General features: G+C 43.4%; 19 protein-coding genes and 1 riboswitch. Of the genes, 12 read left to right on the forward strand and 7 right to left on the reverse strand.

The genetic code is table 11. The annotated features are described in order from the left end of the window. Positions 1-20: 20 nt before the first annotated feature. Complete coding sequence (locus R8695_RS01230) at positions 21-989, forward strand: biotin--[acetyl-CoA-carboxylase] ligase (protein WP_118509687.1); 969 nt, start codon at positions 21-23, stop codon at positions 987-989. A gap of 74 nt (positions 990-1063) precedes the next feature. On the opposite strand, the gene R8695_RS01235 is transcribed toward R8695_RS01230, so the two are convergent. Genes R8695_RS01235 through R8695_RS01245 form a run of 3 tightly spaced genes read right to left on the reverse strand, consistent with a single transcriptional unit; the run spans position 1064 to position 2806 of the window. Continuing rightward, positions 1064-1801 (reverse strand): hypothetical protein, encoded by a 738-nt coding sequence (locus R8695_RS01235; RefSeq protein WP_118509688.1) that lies wholly within the window; start codon positions 1799-1801, stop codon positions 1064-1066. 3 nt (positions 1802-1804) lie between these two features. Beyond that, positions 1805-2299, reverse strand: a complete 495-nt coding sequence (locus tag R8695_RS01240) for a hypothetical protein (RefSeq protein WP_118509689.1) — start codon at positions 2297-2299, stop codon at positions 1805-1807. Next, complete coding sequence (locus tag R8695_RS01245) at positions 2300-2806, reverse strand: RNA polymerase sigma factor (RefSeq protein ID WP_118509690.1); 507 nt, start codon at positions 2804-2806, stop codon at positions 2300-2302. Positions 2807-2984: 178 nt separating this feature from the next. Between R8695_RS01245 and R8695_RS01250 the strand changes: the two genes are divergently transcribed. Both R8695_RS01250 and R8695_RS01255 read left to right on the forward strand, forming a co-directional pair. Beyond that, positions 2985-4136 carry an alanyl-tRNA editing protein gene (locus R8695_RS01250; protein WP_154780578.1) on the forward strand — a complete coding sequence of 384 codons (1152 nt, stop codon included), beginning with the start codon at positions 2985-2987 and terminating at the stop codon, positions 4134-4136. 96 nt (positions 4137-4232) lie between these two features. Next, on the forward strand, positions 4233-5102 hold the full coding sequence (locus R8695_RS01255; RefSeq protein WP_154780577.1) for an amidohydrolase family protein: 870 nt from the start codon (positions 4233-4235) through the stop codon (positions 5100-5102). A gap of 75 nt (positions 5103-5177) precedes the next feature. On the opposite strand, the gene R8695_RS01260 is transcribed toward R8695_RS01255, so the two are convergent. Next, on the reverse strand, positions 5178-6356 hold the full coding sequence (locus R8695_RS01260) for a hypothetical protein (RefSeq protein WP_154780576.1): 1179 nt from the start codon (positions 6354-6356) through the stop codon (positions 5178-5180). Positions 6357-6380: 24 nt separating this feature from the next. After that, positions 6381-6569, reverse strand: a complete 189-nt coding sequence (locus R8695_RS01265; protein WP_118509696.1) for a hypothetical protein — start codon at positions 6567-6569, stop codon at positions 6381-6383. Positions 6570-6726: 157 nt separating this feature from the next. Beyond that, positions 6727-6832: riboswitch (THF riboswitch) on the forward strand. An 88-nt stretch (positions 6833-6920) separates the two neighbouring features. Here R8695_RS01265 and R8695_RS01270 point away from each other — a divergent pair. Continuing rightward, positions 6921-7481, forward strand: a complete 561-nt coding sequence (locus R8695_RS01270; RefSeq protein WP_118509698.1) for a folate family ECF transporter S component — start codon at positions 6921-6923, stop codon at positions 7479-7481. A gap of 177 nt (positions 7482-7658) precedes the next feature. Here R8695_RS01270 and R8695_RS01275 read toward each other — a convergent pair whose 3' ends face one another. Both R8695_RS01275 and R8695_RS01280 read right to left on the reverse strand, forming a co-directional pair. Further along, positions 7659-8435, reverse strand: coding sequence for a GNAT family N-acetyltransferase (locus tag R8695_RS01275; RefSeq protein ID WP_118509700.1), 777 nt, complete (start codon positions 8433-8435; stop codon positions 7659-7661). Positions 8436-8535: 100 nt separating this feature from the next. Continuing rightward, positions 8536-9234, reverse strand: coding sequence for an SGNH/GDSL hydrolase family protein (locus R8695_RS01280; RefSeq protein WP_118509702.1), 699 nt, complete (start codon positions 9232-9234; stop codon positions 8536-8538). 431 nt (positions 9235-9665) lie between these two features. Between R8695_RS01280 and R8695_RS01285 the strand changes: the two genes are divergently transcribed. From R8695_RS01285 to atpC, 8 genes are all read left to right on the forward strand, one after another. Next, positions 9666-10328 (forward strand): F0F1 ATP synthase subunit A, encoded by a 663-nt coding sequence (locus R8695_RS01285; RefSeq protein ID WP_118509704.1) that lies wholly within the window; start codon positions 9666-9668, stop codon positions 10326-10328. Positions 10329-10590: 262 nt separating this feature from the next. Then, positions 10591-10809, forward strand: coding sequence for an ATP synthase F0 subunit C (gene atpE, locus R8695_RS01290; protein ID WP_008707007.1), 219 nt, complete (start codon positions 10591-10593; stop codon positions 10807-10809). 39 nt (positions 10810-10848) lie between these two features. Continuing rightward, positions 10849-11349: a F0F1 ATP synthase subunit B gene (atpF, locus tag R8695_RS01295; RefSeq protein WP_271727859.1), complete on the forward strand. Its 501-nt coding sequence runs from the start codon at positions 10849-10851 to the stop codon at positions 11347-11349. Next, entirely contained in the window at positions 11330-11833 is a 504-nt protein-coding gene (atpH, locus tag R8695_RS01300) for an ATP synthase F1 subunit delta (RefSeq protein WP_118509708.1), read from the forward strand. Before atpF ends, atpH begins: the two co-directional genes overlap by 20 nt. Positions 11834-11849: 16 nt before the next feature. Continuing rightward, positions 11850-13349 carry a F0F1 ATP synthase subunit alpha gene (gene atpA, locus R8695_RS01305; protein WP_044996912.1) on the forward strand — a complete coding sequence of 500 codons (1500 nt, stop codon included), beginning with the start codon at positions 11850-11852 and terminating at the stop codon, positions 13347-13349. Between the two features lie 8 nt (positions 13350-13357). Beyond that, on the forward strand, positions 13358-14248 hold the full coding sequence (gene atpG, locus R8695_RS01310; protein WP_025581050.1) for an ATP synthase F1 subunit gamma: 891 nt from the start codon (positions 13358-13360) through the stop codon (positions 14246-14248). 5 nt (positions 14249-14253) lie between these two features. Beyond that, positions 14254-15651, forward strand: coding sequence for a F0F1 ATP synthase subunit beta (gene atpD / locus R8695_RS01315; RefSeq protein ID WP_008706999.1), 1398 nt, complete (start codon positions 14254-14256; stop codon positions 15649-15651). 12 nt (positions 15652-15663) lie between these two features. Beyond that, positions 15664-16077, forward strand: coding sequence for an ATP synthase F1 subunit epsilon (gene atpC, locus R8695_RS01320; protein WP_008706997.1), 414 nt, complete (start codon positions 15664-15666; stop codon positions 16075-16077). Positions 16078-16173 lie beyond the last annotated feature (96 nt).

A 16173-nucleotide genomic window follows, 5' to 3' on the forward strand; every position in this document is an offset into this window, starting at 1 on the left:
AATACCAAAAAGGGGTAAATATGACTGTAAAATCAAGCCTTTTGGAGATGCTGGAGAAGAATAAAGGGGAAGTACTCTCGGGTGAAAGGATTGCCGGTACGCTGGGCTGCACTAGGGCAGCAGTGTGGAAAGCAGTGAAATCACTCCGGGAAGAAGGATATCATATTGAGGCAGGTCCGAATAAAGGATATATGCTTGCGAAGGATACAAACCGTTTGTCTCAGGAAGGAATCCGCCTGTTTCTGGATGATCCTGATGTGAGGATAGACATTTATGACGAACTGGAGTCCACAAATCAGACAGCCAAGAAAGAAGCGATGATGGGAGAAGCAGGACATGGCGCATTTGTAATTGCCAGAAGCCAGACAGCAGGCAGGGGCAGAAGGGGACGGGAATTTTATTCCCCGGCAGATGCGGGACTTTATATGAGCGTGATCCTGAAGCCTCAGGGAACCATACATGACAGCCTGTTGATCACTACAGCTGCAGCAGTGGCTGTGTACAGGGCAGTTGAACAGATCTGTGGGATCCGGCTGGATATCAAATGGGTAAACGACCTGTTTTATCAGGGAAGGAAAGTCTGTGGAATCCTTACAGAGGCTGTTACAGACTTTGAGAGCGGAGATATAGAATTTGTGGTAGTAGGTATGGGACTGAATATCTGTCTGGAACCGGAGCTGCTACCGGAATCATTGAAGGAAGTTGCCGGCGCGCTTTATCAGGATCAGGAGGAAGCAGAGCAGACAGACCGGAACAGACTTGCCGCAATGATCGTAAATGAACTGAGAAAAGAAACGAAAGATCTGAAACTGTCCCCGGATTATGTGGCACACAATATGATCCTCGGACACCAGATTACAATTACAGATGGAACTTCTGTCCGAAAGGCAGAAGCACTGGAAATCTGCCCGGATGGACGCCTGAAAGTAAGAGAAGAGAACGGAGAAGAGACGATATTTTCTTTCGGGGAGGTTTCGGTGGCGCTGTGATTTTGCGTAGCAATTAATCATGTGTAACGTAAAAACGAGATTCAGACATATAAAATCTGAATCTCGTTTGCTTTTCAGGATTCGGCTGGGGATGTGCTGTCATCTTCTGTCATAACTGCAGGAGATGTTTTCGGTAATGAATCTGATGAGGAGTCTGATAAGGTTTCATCTGTACCATCCGTAGTAATGTCTTCCGGGTGAATATCCGGTTCATTGGAAGGTGCAACAGGAGTGTTTTGCTGGTATGGACGATAGGGCGTCCAGTAATGCTCCTCTTTGTTGTTGTTTAACGGTTCATTCTCCAGTTCATCTTTCTTGCGTGTAAGAATATAGATTCCTGCAAGGATGATCATCACTGCGATCACCAGCTGAGGCAGATGATATGCGAAGCTTCCAAGAATGTCAGCCAGATAATCAGGCAGGATTATATAGAAGAAATCCACGATGTTATTCCACAGGATAGAAGCTCCGAATATGATCAGAACAATTGCTGTCAGTTTCCTGTGCTCACCGATCAGGGCATGGAAATCTTCAGCCAGCTGATCAATATGGAAAATATAAGAATCTTCTATGGAATAAAATTCTTCTTCAGAGAGAGATTTCAGGTTGTGTACATTAAAGAAACTGTAGAACCAGATGATCGGGATCAGGAAGATAAGCCAATCCATTCCGGTACATGATCCCACAGCAAATACACCCCAGAACATCAGCATGATACTGAGTCCTTGTTTTTTAAACCCCATATACATTTCTCCTGCGCCCGGGATCAGGGAGAAGATAAAAAGCCAGAATCCACGTTTTTGTTTTTGCATACTTTATTTGCCTCCATTCATTATTTTACTGGAAAAATCACTGATATACTGAACCAGAGAACTGGTACCATCACAGATGCTCTGATTAATACCTCTGGAAAAATCATAAAGCTGGCTGCTGTGTTCCTGTACCGTACGTTCACTCTGAACAGAAGAGCAATTTGATCTTAACTCTGAGAAGTCGATATCCGGAATACTGAACAGAAGAAGCAGTGCAGCAGCAACGCCCGCAGCAGTCTGCAGACCATATCGCAGAAACTGAACTTTACGTGAGACTTTATTTGCAGCCCGTGCAAACTGAACCTCGCTGGATATGGCTTTATCCATAATTTGTTCTGCCAGATAAGAAGGGGCAGTAACCGGACTGTGGTTTTCCTGTTCTATCATCTGGTCAAGACATGAATCGCAGTGATCCAGATGCGACAGAAATTCAATGAGTTCCTGCTCGTTCATAGTACCGTTGTCAAATTCTATTAAATCATTCTTATCGATATGCATCTAATCACTCCTTTCAAGCATTTTTTTCAGCATAGCCCTTGCACGATAGAGCTGTGTCTGGATTGTTTTCGGATTTTTGCCGGTCCGTTGTGCAATTTCCACTACAGATAGTTCCTGACAGAAATGAGCATAAGCGACTTCCTTATAAGGGCTCTTCAGCTGCATACACAATGCTTTTACCCGGGCATTGGAATCTGTCAGCATATATTCGTCTTCGGGAGAAGACTGTTGATCAGGAATCTGGGAAAAGTATGTATCTTCTGTGGGAATACTGCGGCGCCCGGCGGCTTTCAGATAGTCCAGACATTTCCGGACAGCGATCTTACTTAGCCAGGCTTTTTCATAAGTGCCATCAAAACGGGACAGGTTTTTGTAGGCAGACAGAAATACTTCCTGAGTGAGATCCTCGGCATCAAATGGATTACCGACGGACTTCAGGCAGATCGAATATATTAAGTTCTGGTATTGCGTAATTAGATATTCCAGATATTGCTTTTCTGTGATCATTACTGTCTCCTTTGTCCCCGTTCATTTAATTATAACGCAGAAGGAGTATGGAAATCTTCAATATTTTAAAATTTTTCGTCTGGATCCGAAATCATGCTGGGGTTGCGGCAGAACGGGAATTGTTCTATACTTGTAGGCAGTAAACAATCAGAGAAACTGACTAAAGGAGAGACAGACAATGACAGAGACAAGACGCTTATATTATGAAGATGTATATAAAAAAGAATTCACTGCAACTGTAGTAGAATGCAGAGAGAGAAAAAAAGGCTACGAAGTAATCCTGGATGAGAGTGCTTTTTATCCGGAGGGCGGTGGTCAGCCCAGTGACGTGGGAATTCTGGGGGATGCGAAGGTGACAGAGGTTCATGAGAAGGATGGAGAATTACTTCATTATATAGACAAAGCACTGGAAGTTGGAGCTAAGGTTGAAGGAAAGATTGACTGGGCGCATCGTTTTGATCTGATGCAGCAGCATTCTGGGGAGCATATGGTCAGCGGTATTATTCATGCGAAGTATGGTTATGACAATGTAGGTTTCCATATGGGAAGTGATGTGATCACTGTGGACTTAAATGGTATGCTGGATGAAGCTCAGCTGGCAGAGATTGAGCAGGAAGTGAATGAGAGAGTCTGGGAAGATAAAGAAGTACAGATCACTTATCCGACTGCTGAAGAATTAAAGACTCTGGATTACAGAAGCAAGAAGGAACTGACCGGACAGGTTCGTATCGTGACTTTCCCGGGAGTGGATGTATGTGCCTGCTGTGGTACTCATGTAACTCATACAGGCGAGATCGGAATGGTGAAACTTCTCTCTGTAGTGAAGTTCCGTGATGGTATCCGTATGGAGATGATCTGCGGTAAACGTGTTCTGGATTATCTGAATATGGTGAATGAACAGAACCATCAGATTTCAGTAAAGCTCTCTGCGAAGATGGAAAAAACAGCAGATGCAGTACAGCGTCTGCAGGATGAGAACTTCCGCCTGAAAGGTCAGGTTGCACGTATGGAAGAAGAGATGTTTCAGGCAGAGGCGAAGAAATGGGAAGGTGTAGGAAGTGTCCTGATCTTCAAAGAAGGCCTGGAAGCAGATTCTGTACGGAAACTTGCAGATGCGGTGATGAATACCTGTGAAGGATGCTGTGCGGTATTTTCCAGAAATGAAGATGGAAGTTATAAATATGCGATGGGTGAGATTGACGGAGATCTTCGTCAGTATACAAAAGAGATGAACGCCGCATTAAACGGCAGAGGCGGCGGAAAGCCGTTCTTCGTACAGGGATCTGTGCAGGCGACAGAAACAGAAATCAGTAATTTCTTTGAGAAATAATAAGATGGCTGGTTTATTGTTTTAAGTAATATTTCGCAGGATGATATTACTGTGCGGGAAGTAAACTGCAAAAAATTAAAGCAGAGGTTACGGGGAATGTTTGGAGAATGTCATGCACATATTATTATGGACGGCGTGAATTATCGCCATGCTGTTGATTTACATAAGAATGGACCAGATGAAGGTGCGATAAGAGAACATTTGAAAGCTTATCAGGACAGAGGGATCACCTTTGTCCGCGATGGAGGGGATGCCCTAGGAGTTTCCCTGAGAACGAAGCAGATTGCACCGGAATATGGGATTGATTATCGGACGCCTGTATTTGCCATTCATAAAGAAGGCCATTACGGTTCTATTGTTGGAAAAAGTTTTTCTAATATGAAGGAATTTCATCTGTGTGTACTGAAGGCGAAAGATAAAGGAGCGGATTTCATAAAGATCATGACTACAGGCCTGCTGGATTTTAATGATCACGGTACAGTGACAGGAATGCCTCTTTCGGCAGAAGAAGTAAAGGAGATGATCCATATTGCTCATGAAGAAGGAATGGCGGTCATGTCTCATACCAATGGATGTTATGGAGTGAAAGCAGCAGTGAGCGCCGGGGTGGACAGTCTGGAGCATGGAAACTATATGGATGAAGAATGTCTGGACATGCTGGCAGAGAATGATACAGTATGGGTTCCTACACTGGTGACCATTCGAAATCTTATGGGAGATGGCCGTTACGAAGACAGGGTGCTTCGCCCCATTATAGAAACAGCAGAGAAAAATGTGCGGAAGGCATTTGCCAGGGGAGTGAAAATTGCTCCCGGAAGCGATGCTGGTGCATACAGAGTTCTTCATGGAAAAGGAATTCAGGATGAGATAGAAGCTTTTGAAGAAATTCTGGGGAAAGAGAAAAAAGTGTATGACTGGCTTGCAGAAGGAGAGGCAGAAATCCGGAGAAAATTCAGCAGACGGTGATAAATTATGTCTTCTCTGATCGAGAAAAGTAACAACAGCCGGGTACAAATGAGGAATGTACCCGGCTGTCTGCATTTATGCGTCGTGTATCTGTACAGCAGTATAGATATTAGAAGACTTGGATCTGGATGGGTGAAAAATAATACGGACATAACTTCCGTATTCCAGTGCCTGATCCGCATAGTTTTCGGCACTTTCTACCCGGAAAGTATCTATGGCTCCATCGTCTGTCTGAAGGGTGATGGTATTGGCTGTATTTCCTGTGATGGTACCAGTGACAGTAAAGGAAAGGTGCTTGTCTGAAATGTTATCAGGATCCTCTCCTGTAACAGCCAGGATCTGAATTCCCTCCAGAGTATCTGTCTGGAAATCCCCTTTGTATGTAATATTTACATGAGAACCTGGGGCAATTCCCCCTTTGAACCATACCGAAACAGAGGACATATCCAGATTCAGGAGCGTATCCGTGCCGGCAGGGATGATCTGAAGGATGTTCAGGTTTACACCCTGGACAGTTGCCAGAAACTGCTGTTCTTTTTCGGTAATATCTTCATCAGATCCATCGTCAGGTTTCTGTGTTGGAACAGGTGTCGGGTCGAGAATCTTCAGTTTCTTCAGGTCGGAAATGCTCAGGACTTTAAGGTGACTGGCATTTACAGCTTGGGAAGTATCCTGAGAATTGTCGGGAAGAGTTCCTTTGTATTTTATATATACCCAGTCACCGGATTTGATGCCGTTCTGGTAATACTGCCTGGTTCCGGTAATAGGGTAGGTAGTGGTAATGCCTTTTTTATTTTTTATGGTAATGGTGTTGGGAGTCAGGGCCATGACTTTTCCACGGGTTGTGTGGTTTTTCAGTTTGTTTTTCTTATGGAATTCATCTACGACCTTGAGTGCCTTTACTGTACTGGTGTCTGTATTGGAGAGCTGTCCTTCATAGATCACGCTGATCTCATCGCCTGTGATCATACCGCCTTCACATTCCAGGGTGGCGTTTGACACATTGAAGACGTAGGAGACGTCCTGGGAAGTGAGGATCAGCTGGCTTCCGGTGAAATCCTGGAGTGTTCCGGAAATCTCATCCATATACACGCGGTCTTTGATTTCAGAGACAGTGTTATCTGACGGGACAGGAGTTTCCTGAACTGAAGTATCTCCTGTAGAGATAAATTGCTCCAGAACAGTTCCAAGGGTGCAGCCGCTTAAGCAGAAGCTCAGACTGGCGCAGATACAGACAGCAAATAATTTTTTCATAATAAAGACAGACCCTCCGACAATTTAATTCGTATCTTCGTTCCTGTCTGCGGGAGTAAAGGCATAAAGCTCTTTGTAATTTTCCCATTCATTCTCATCACGGACAGGAGCCGGTATCAGGCCTGTACATTCCGTACAGGCGTTGGTATCCAGGTAATTATCATAACATAAATGGTAGGGATTTTGGCAGTTATTTTTCGGTTTTTTGCTCATTTTTTGTCACCTCATTTTATCAGGTTTACTGCACACAGCATTCTTAATATGTGGAAAAGAGGTATGGAATATTCACAGAGATAAATCTGACAAGTAAATAACGCGAAATATATTGCAATTTCTATAAATTGTGCTATAATTTCACTAAATAAATAATAGCGAAGTAGGATTTTATGCGTCAAGTGTTCACAGGCTGGGGAGTCGCCGTGAAACGAAAAGCAGAAAAGCGTGCTGCTTACGATATAATTTCCGCACCCGTTGCTACATATGAGGACATCTCATAATGTGGAGGGATTATTATTTATGGTAACTACTCTATTTTTTTAAACACATTATGGAGGTGTTTTTATTATGCAGAAAAAACAAACATGGAACGTAAAAACATTGGTGTTTATGGCACTCCTTATTGCCATGCATCTGGTACTGACACGAGTATTGGTTATTGATCTTGGTGCATACCGTATTTCTGTAGGAAGTGTAACGACGATCCTGGCAGGTCTGTGGCTTGGCCCGGTAGCTGGTGGTGTCTGTGGATTTTGTGCGGATATTATCGGATGCTTCATGAAAGGTTATGCTGTAAATCCGTTTATCACAGTTGCAGCAATCCTCTGGGGTGTGCTTCCTGCCCTTGCAAAACCATTCTTTGCGAACAGAAAGAAAACAGGAAAGACAGTTGGTATCTGCGTATCTATCGTAGTAACTGCAGTTCTCAGTTCTCTGGTTCTTACAACAGCAGGACTCGTGATCATGCTTGGATATAACTTCTATGCGATCATGCCCGGAAGACTGGTACAGTTTGCAATTATGATCCCGGTTTATTGTGTATTAACATGTCTGTTGTATTTCAGCCCGCTGACAGCGATGGTTGCAGGAAATACATCACCAGCAGTGCTGAAAAACAAAACAGTATAATTGAGGCAGAGATAAAATACAGAATAAGACTTGAATATTAAAATGATATACAACATAGTTGGCGCGAACTATGTTAATGAATCAACTGATTCCCCGAAAAAGAAAAGTTAAAATCTATAAAAATTAAGAACTATCTGTAAAAGCAGAAAATGAAAATGCTTTACAGATAGTTCTTTTTTATTTCTCAGGTGGAAAATTTCCGTTCTCATCCGGCTGTACGCGGAACCAGTAAGTATAAAGCTGCTGGAATCCAAGTGATCTGTATAATGCCCGGGCATTGTCATTCCCTTCAACAACCTGAAGATAAGCATTCTGAGCTCCTTTTTTAATACCTTCTTTCAGAAGTCCGGTGCAGATCTGACGGGCATAGCCATGTTTGCGGTATTCTTCTTTAACATGGATGGCATAGATGCCAATATAATCTCTGTCCAGAATACCAAGTCCGGTTGCGATGATCTGGTTGTCCATGCGGATGGAAGCACAGATGGTTTCCTTGAGGATTGCCTGATACATGGATGGAACAACTTTCCGGTGGACAGGATTGGTGGTATTTTTTAAACGGAACAGGCTTTCAATCCATTCGGAGGGAATATTATCACAGAAGGTTACATCAGGATATGGGGCATCCAGCCGTGCGGCGTTCATGCTCATTGCCATGACATTGGTGGTATGTTGGACGGCATATCCGCGGTTTTCCAGAACATAATCAAAGTCAGGAGAAACAAGAGGGCTGATCTTAAATACAGCAGGAGTTCCCAGTCGTTTATATACACTTTCGCAGTATGGGATTTTTTCCCGCCAGGTGAGGGTGGAATTGCCGAACTGTTCCACACTGTTGGTTCTGTGCGTATAAAAATAGGAAAATCTCAGGATCCAGCCGTCATATAATTCCATCTTGTGAGATGGCCAGGCATTCAGAGACATATCTTCAATCTGTTTAATTGTAGTTTCCATAATATAAGGAAGACTCCTTTCCATAATAAGTCCACAGATATGAGTGTGGGCAGTGATTTATTATACAAAGTTCCGGGAAAATGCGCAATAGCTCATCTGTTCAGGAATTGTTATCTATGCTTTGAAGGAGAGGGAACAGTTTCTCGGCCAGAAGTTTATGTCCATACAAAGTAAGATGAATCCCGTCTGTTGTTATGGTATCGAAACCCGATTGAGTTGCTTCCTTATTAAAATAGTTATGCAAAGGCAGAAATGGAAGTCCGACTCTGACAGAGAGCTGTCGGATAATATCAGACATGGTATGGACATAGGGAATCCATGTCTCATATTCTTCCGGATGCGGAAAGATAAATGGTTCCATAAGGATTACCTGCCTGGCATCTGCAGTTATCAGGTTCAATAATTCATTATAATGAGTGGCAAACTCTCTCATCATCTGTTTTTTCTGAGAATTCGTCCGGTCTGTGTTCATTATCAGACCGATATCATTGATGCCGATCAGCAGAGTTATAACAGGAGAGCGATGTAAAGAAATACGGTGTTGACGGATATTTTCAAGGACTCTTGTCACAGTGAAGCCATCTATGCCATAGTTCCTGAAATGTATGGCGCCTGTTGATTTATCTGTTAACTGTACAGCGCTTGATGAGTGTCCGACAGTATCTCCGGATATGGAGAAGGAAGGAGTCTGATTACGGAACATTTCTGAGAGTATCTGTACATACCCATTTCCCAGAGGAAAATCTTCAAATAAATGATTGCAGTCTGTGATGCTGTCTCCGAGACAAATAACCTGCATAAAAAACCTCCTGTTTGGTATTACCAATATAAAGATTGGTAAGTATAAAGATATAAAATTTATATAAAAACTATATAAAATAATATCATCCACTTACAGTTCGGTCAATGAAAAATGCCTCTTTTTCGTGAAAATGCCTTGAGAAAATTGTGAAAATCTATTTTGCGATCAAAATACTTCGATGAAATGCACAAAAATAAAAACTATTTTTGTCAGAAATAGTCAAAATGATTGTTGACTTTTTAACGGATTTTAATATAATAATCTCAAAATCATGAATCGATGGAAAGCTTATGAAATATTTTACAGTCATAAGTTTCGGAATCCTGGCTGAGGCATCTGAGACGGACAGCATAAAAAGCCAGAATGTCTTCCGGAGATTTAAATAGAAAAAGGAGGGAAAAGAAACGGGTAATTTAGCAGACACGTTAATGGAAGAACTTCAATGTAAGACAGTTTTTACCATACCGGTGTTTGGAGGAATACCAGTTGCAGAGTCAGTAGCAGTGACATGGGTGATCATGGCAGTGCTTTTAATTTTGTCATTGGTGCTCGTAAGAAACCTGAGTGTGGAAAACCCTGGTAAGAAACAGATTTTGTTGGAAACCGGTGTCAGTTTTCTTCATGATTTCTTTAAGGATATCCTTGGAGAAGAGGGAAAAATGTATATTCCCTATCTGATGACAGTTGTCATTTACATTGGAATTGCAAACATTTTCGGTGTGTTTGGATTTGTACCGCCTACAAAGGATTTAAACTGTACGATCGGTCTTGCACTCACAAGTATTTTTCTGATCGAGTATGCAGGATTCCATAAGAAAGGTCTGAAAGGCTTTCTTAAAAGCTTCGCAGAGCCGGCACCGATCATGCTGCCGATTAATATTCTGGAGGTCGTTATTCGACCGACATCACTTTGTATGCGACTTTTTGGTAATGTATTAGGAAGCTATGTGGTTATGAAACTTCTTGAGTTTATATGCCCGGCAATTCTTCCTATCCCATTCAGCCTGTATTTTGATTTCTTTGACGGATTCATTCAGGCTTATGTATTTGTATTCTTAACTTCTTTATTTATCAAAGAAGCTATTGAATAAAAAAGATTACTGTTCATACAGGAATATGACATCTATATAAGATCTGAGACGCGGGACATAAGGGATAAGACAGCAGTTATGAACAGCACTTAAATGCTGTCCGGATATCCGGTGGGTCATAACGGTTATAAACAACCGTTGGTACAGACATCTGTTGCACAGGCATCAAATGATCTCATCGGAATATCGACAGGATAGCATATTGTGAAGAAAGATTTGTAATATTTAGTTTATTTCAGTTAAACAACAGGAGGAAAAAGTTATGTTAGTAGCTATTGGAGCAGGAATCGCAGTTTTAACAGGTATTGGCGCTGGTATCGGTATTGGTATGGCAACATCTAAAGCAGTAGAAGCAATCGCAAGACAGCCGGAAGCAGAGAGCAAGATCAGTAAATCCCTTCTTTTAGGATGTGCCCTTGCCGAGGCAACAGCTATTTACGGTTTCGTTATCGGTCTTCTGATCGTTATCATGCTTGGCTAATTGATGGATAAAGAATAAGTAGAAAGGCAGGTGGGACCGGTGATTGAAATTAATATCAACGTGGTCTTTACAATTATCAACCTGATTGTTCTTTATCTTTTAATGAAAAAGTTCTTATTTGGTCCGATCCTCAATGTGATGGAGCAGAGAAAAAACATGATCGACCAGCAGTTCGCAAGTGCCAAGGATACAGAAGAACAGGCATATGAACTGAAAGGCAAATATGAAGATGCACTGAAATCTGCGAAAGACGAATCCATGCGTATTGTAAACCAGGCAAAGGATGAGGCAAAAGTACAGGCTGAGCGTATTGTAAAAGATGCAAACACACAGGCTGGTGCAATGCTTGACAAAGCAAAGGCAGATATCAGGACAGAGCAGGAAAATGCTATGAAGGCTATGGAAAGCAGAGTAGCAGAGATTGCGCTGGATGCAGCCTCAAAGATCATGGGAGAGAAAAACAGCAGTCAGCAGGATTTGTCCCTTTATGACCAGTTTATAAAAGAGGCAGGTGATTCCAATGACGGAAACAAGCATTAATTATGCAAAAGCATTATATGAGCTTTCTGTCCCGGAAGAAGCTGTTTTGGAGACAGAAAAGATTTTCAAGAGTACCCCGCAGTTAAAGGGTGCTCTTGAGAATCCGCTGGTTTCTTTAAAAGAAAAAGAACATGTAATTGACAGGGTATTCCCACAGGAGATGAAAAATTTCCTGAAGGTGACCTGTAAATATCAGAAAATCAGCAGCATTTATGATATCCTGGAAGCATATGGCGATTACAGCCGCAAGCAGAAAGGTATCCTGAAAGCTGTTCTCACATATGTAACAAAACCGGAAGAAGCCCAGAAAGAGAAGATGGAAGATTTCCTTCGCAGGGAATTTGGAGCAAAGGAAGTAATCCTTACTCTCAGAGAAGACAAATCTTTGATCGGAGGCTTCATTCTTTCTGCCGGAGACAAAGAGTTCGACTGGAGTCTCCGCGGACGTTATAACAATTTAAGACAGAAATTGACACGGAGGTGAATAAAAGTTGGCTGCAATGAATCCAGATGAAATCATTTCGATTCTGAAAGAAGAAATTAAGAATTATGACGAAATCAGCAAGGACCAGGAAGTAGGAACAGTCATCTCCGTCGGAGATGGTATCGCCACGGTACATGGTATTGATCATGCTATGTATGGCGAGGTTGTAACCTTTGAGAATGGTCTGAAAGGTATGGTTCAGGATATCCGTGCAAACAGCATCGGATGTATCCTGTTCGGTAAAGATACAGGAATCAAAGAAGGAACAAAGGTAGCAAGAACCCAGAAGCAGGCAGGTGTGCCTGTAGGTGACGCTTTTATCGGAAGGATCGTAAACGCTCTGGGAGCGCCGATCGATGGTAAAGGTGAGATCAAGGCAGACGGGTATCGTCCGGTAGAGAATCCGGCACCTGGAATTATTGACAGAAAATCTGTAACAGTTCCTCTGGAAACAGGTATTCTTTCTATTGACTCCATGTTCCCCATCGGCCGTGGCCAGCGTGAGCTGATTATCGGTGACAGACAGACAGGTAAGACTTCCGTTGCACTGGATACCATTCTGAACCAGAAAGGTAAAGATGTAATCTGTATCTATGTTGCAATCGGACAGAAAGCTTCCACAGTAGCTAAGATCGTATCTACTCTGGAGAAACACGGTGCCATGGATTATACAACAGTATTCTCCTCCACAGCCAGTGACTGCGCACCGCTTCAGTATATTGTTCCTTATGCAGGTACTGCACTTGCTGAGTACTTTATGTATAAGGGAAAAGATGTATTAATGGTTTATGATGATTTATCCAAGCATGCGGTTGCATATCGTGCACTGTCACTGCTTCTGGAACGTTCACCGGGACGTGAGGCTTATCCTGGAGATGTATTCTATCTCCATTCCAGATTACTGGAGCGTTCCAGCCGTCTGAATGAAAAGGCCGGCGGTGGTTCTATCACTGCACTTCCTATCATTGAGACACAGGCAGGTGACCTTTCCGCATATATTCCTACAAACGTTATTTCCATCACAGATGGTCAGATCTTCCTGGAGAGTGATCTGTTTAACTCCGGTATGCGTCCGGCGGTTAACGTAGGTCTTTCCGTATCCCGAGTTGGTGGTGCTGCACAGGCAAAAGCCATGAAGAAAGCAGCAGGAAGTGTCCGTATCGATCTGGCACAGTATCGTGAGATGGAAATCTTTACACAGTTCAGTTCTGATCTGGACGAGGCTACAACTCAGCAGCTGAAATACGGAAGCGGACTTATGGAACTTCTGAAACAGCCGCTTTCAAGCCCATTAAGTCTTCATGAGCAGGTCATCACTCTTTGTGCGGCAACACACAAGGCAATGATGGATGTGGAAACTAAGAAGATGAAGAAGTATCAGAGAGATATGCTGGACTACTTTGACAGTGCTTATCCGGAAATCGGAAGAGAGATCGAGGAGAAGAGACAGCTTCCGGATGAACTGGCAGAAAAGATCGTGAAAGTGGCAGAAGAATTTGCAGATAAGAGCAGGTAGGTGTTGATATGGGCAGTACGAAAGAGATTCAGACTCGAATGAAAAGCATTCAGGACACCATGAAGATCACCAATGCCATGTATATGATTTCTTCATCCAAGATGCAGAAGGCCAAGAGAATCCTGTCCGATACAGAGCCGTATTACTATAATATGCAGGCAGCAATTTCCCGAATCCTGCGTCATATGCCGGATACAGAGCATCCTTTTTTCAGTATCCGTCATAAGATCGCAGAGGAAGACCGTAAGATCGGCTGTATCGTAGTTACCGGTGATAAAGGTATGGCAGGTGCCTATAACCATAATATCCAGAAAATGACAGAACAGTTTATGGCAGAGCATGAGCATTGCAAGCTCTATGTGCTGGGTATGGTAGGCCGTCAGTATTTCACGAAGAAACATATGGATATCGCAGAGAACTTTCCATATACAGTACAGAAACCGACCATGCACAGAGCGCGTCTGATCTCAGAGGAGATTACCAGAGCGTTCCTGGACAGAGAACTGGATGAAGTCCGTATTTTCTATACGGAGATGCAGAGTGCAGTTGCAATGGAGCCGGTGAATATGCAGCTTCTTCCATTGAAGAAAGCAGAGTTCCTGCCAAATCAGGCAATGCTTGCGGACATGCCGCAGGAGGAAATTGTGCTGTCACCATCAGCCGATGTACTTCTGAATACCATGATCCCCAATTACCTGACCGGTCTGATCTATGGATGTCTTGTAGAAGCGTATGCCAGTGAAAATAATGCCAGAATGATGGCAATGCAGTCCTCTACGGACAGTGCAAAGAAGATGCTCAGGGAGTTATCCATTGAGTATAACCGTGCGCGTCAGGCTGCCATCACACAGGAAATCACTGAGATTGTCAGCGGTGCAAAAGCACAAAAAAGGAAGTGACGACGATGAACAAAGGTAAAATTGTACAGGTTATGGGACCTGTTGTAGACGTTGTTTTTGAAGATGGAAATCTTCCTGAGATCAAGGACGCCCTTGAGGTAGAGAACAACGGTAAAAGATGTGTAATGGAAGTTTCCCATCATCTGGGAAACAATATGGTACGCTGCATTATGCTGAGTGCAAGCGAAGGCTTACAGCGTGACAGAGAAGTCATCGCCACAGGAAGCGGCATTAAGGTTCCTGTAGGTGATAAGACACTGGGACGTTTATTTAACGTACTTGGTGATACAGTAGATGACGGTCCTTCCCTTGAGGGAGAACAGAAATGGGTCATCCACAGAGATCCGCCGGATTTCGAACATCAGAAACCGGCTGTAGAAATCCTGGAAACAGGTATTAAGGTTATCGACCTTCTTGCACCATATGCCAAAGGTGGTAAGATCGGTCTGTTCGGTGGTGCCGGTGTTGGTAAGACAGTCCTTATTCAGGAGCTGATCCAGAATATCGCTACAGAGCATGGCGGATATTCCATTTTCACAGGTGTTGGAGAGCGTTCCCGTGAAGGTAACGACTTATGGTCAGAAATGAAAGAATCCGGTGTTCTGGAGAAAACAGCCCTGGTGTTCGGACAGATGAACGAGCCGCCGGGATCCCGTATGCGTGTTGCTGAAACCGGACTGACAATGGCAGAGTACTTCAGAGATGAGGAACACAGAGATGTGCTTCTTTTCATTGATAATATTTTCCGTTTCGTACAGGCTGGTTCCGAGGTTTCCGCCCTTCTTGGACGTATGCCTTCAGCCGTAGGTTATCAGCCAACACTGGCTACTGAGATGGGTGAACTTCAGGAACGTATCGCTTCTACTAAGGATGGTTCTGTAACATCTGTACAGGCTGTCTATGTACCTGCCGATGACCTGACTGACCCGGCTCCTGCAACTACATTCGCTCACCTGGATGCAACAACCGTTCTTTCCAGAAAGATCGTAGAACAGGGTATTTATCCGGCTGTTGACCCGCTGGAATCCACTTCCCGTATTCTGGAGCCGGATGTTGTAGGTGAAGAACATTATGAAGTAGCACGTAAAGTACAGGAAATCCTTCAGAAATATAAAGAACTTCAGGACATCATCGCTATTCTTGGTATGGAAGAGCTTTCTGAAGAGGATAAGAGTACTGTATTCCGTGCAAGAAAGATCCAGAAGTTCCTTTCCCAGCCATTCCATGTAGCTGAGAACTTCACAGGTATCAAGGGTAAATATGTTCCTCTGAAAGAAACCATCCGTGGATTCAAGGCAATCGTTGATGGTGAGATGGATCAGTATCCGGAAAATGCTTTCTTCAATGTTGGTACAATTGAGGATGTCATCGAGAAAGCAAAGACTGAGATGGGTCAGGAATAAGGAGCGGATTTTATGGCAGATACATTTGGTCTTGAGATTTATGCCAGTAATAAGCTGGCGTTTGCAGGACGTGCCAAAACTCTGACAATTCCGGCTGTTGACGGTGAGCAGGCTTTCTTGGCACAGCATGAGAATATTGTTGCTGCTATCATTCCAGGTGAAATGCGTTTCGAGGAAGCAGATGGCACAAAGCATGTTCTGGCTGTGAGCAGTGGGTTTGTGGAGATGATCAATAACCGTGTGAAGCTGTTCTGCCTGACAGCAGAGAGTCCTGAGGAGATCGATATCCGCAGAGCACAGGAAGCAAAGGAGAGAGCAGAAGAGCAGATGAGACAGAAGCAGAGTATTCAGGAATATCATATGAATCAGCTGGCTCTGTCCAGAGCTATGGCACGACTTAGGGTTACGAGTCATAAAGAGATTTAACGTTTTGATAAACGGTAGGAAAATCCCAGAGGGGACGCTTGAGCAGCGTCCCCTCTGGACACCCCCTTGCGCTTCTTTTTTAGGAGCGCGAGTTTT

Source organism: Blautia luti (assembly GCF_033096465.1).
In the GTDB taxonomy this organism is placed as follows: domain Bacteria; phylum Bacillota; class Clostridia; order Lachnospirales; family Lachnospiraceae; genus Blautia_A; species Blautia_A luti.

What these genes read in the sequence shown, in the direction of transcription:
- atpH (WP_118509708.1), top strand. Translation starts at nt 11,330, where the DNA reads ATGACGGAAACAAGCATTAATTATGCAAAAGCATTATATGAGCTTTCT.
- R8695_RS01265 (WP_118509696.1), bottom strand. Translation starts at nt 6,569, where the DNA reads ATGAGCAAAAAACCGAAAAATAACTGCCAAAATCCCTACCATTTATGT.
- atpE (WP_008707007.1), top strand. Translation starts at nt 10,591, where the DNA reads ATGTTAGTAGCTATTGGAGCAGGAATCGCAGTTTTAACAGGTATTGGC.
- atpC (WP_008706997.1), top strand. Translation starts at nt 15,664, where the DNA reads ATGGCAGATACATTTGGTCTTGAGATTTATGCCAGTAATAAGCTGGCG.
- R8695_RS01240 (WP_118509689.1), bottom strand. Translation starts at nt 2,299, where the DNA reads ATGCATATCGATAAGAATGATTTAATAGAATTTGACAACGGTACTATG.
- R8695_RS01260 (WP_154780576.1), bottom strand. Translation starts at nt 6,356, where the DNA reads ATGAAAAAATTATTTGCTGTCTGTATCTGCGCCAGTCTGAGCTTCTGC.
- atpD (WP_008706999.1), top strand. Translation starts at nt 14,254, where the DNA reads ATGAACAAAGGTAAAATTGTACAGGTTATGGGACCTGTTGTAGACGTT.
- R8695_RS01235 (WP_118509688.1), bottom strand. Translation starts at nt 1,801, where the DNA reads ATGCAAAAACAAAAACGTGGATTCTGGCTTTTTATCTTCTCCCTGATC.
- atpA (WP_044996912.1), top strand. Translation starts at nt 11,850, where the DNA reads ATGAATCCAGATGAAATCATTTCGATTCTGAAAGAAGAAATTAAGAAT.
- R8695_RS01230 (WP_118509687.1), top strand. Translation starts at nt 21, where the DNA reads ATGACTGTAAAATCAAGCCTTTTGGAGATGCTGGAGAAGAATAAAGGG.
- R8695_RS01270 (WP_118509698.1), top strand. Translation starts at nt 6,921, where the DNA reads ATGCAGAAAAAACAAACATGGAACGTAAAAACATTGGTGTTTATGGCA.
- R8695_RS01245 (WP_118509690.1), bottom strand. Translation starts at nt 2,806, where the DNA reads ATGATCACAGAAAAGCAATATCTGGAATATCTAATTACGCAATACCAG.
- R8695_RS01280 (WP_118509702.1), bottom strand. Translation starts at nt 9,234, where the DNA reads ATGCAGGTTATTTGTCTCGGAGACAGCATCACAGACTGCAATCATTTA.
- R8695_RS01275 (WP_118509700.1), bottom strand. Translation starts at nt 8,435, where the DNA reads ATGGAAACTACAATTAAACAGATTGAAGATATGTCTCTGAATGCCTGG.
- R8695_RS01255 (WP_154780577.1), top strand. Translation starts at nt 4,233, where the DNA reads ATGTTTGGAGAATGTCATGCACATATTATTATGGACGGCGTGAATTAT.
- R8695_RS01250 (WP_154780578.1), top strand. Translation starts at nt 2,985, where the DNA reads ATGACAGAGACAAGACGCTTATATTATGAAGATGTATATAAAAAAGAA.
- atpG (WP_025581050.1), top strand. Translation starts at nt 13,358, where the DNA reads ATGGGCAGTACGAAAGAGATTCAGACTCGAATGAAAAGCATTCAGGAC.
- R8695_RS01285 (WP_118509704.1), top strand. Translation starts at nt 9,666, where the DNA reads ATGGAAGAACTTCAATGTAAGACAGTTTTTACCATACCGGTGTTTGGA.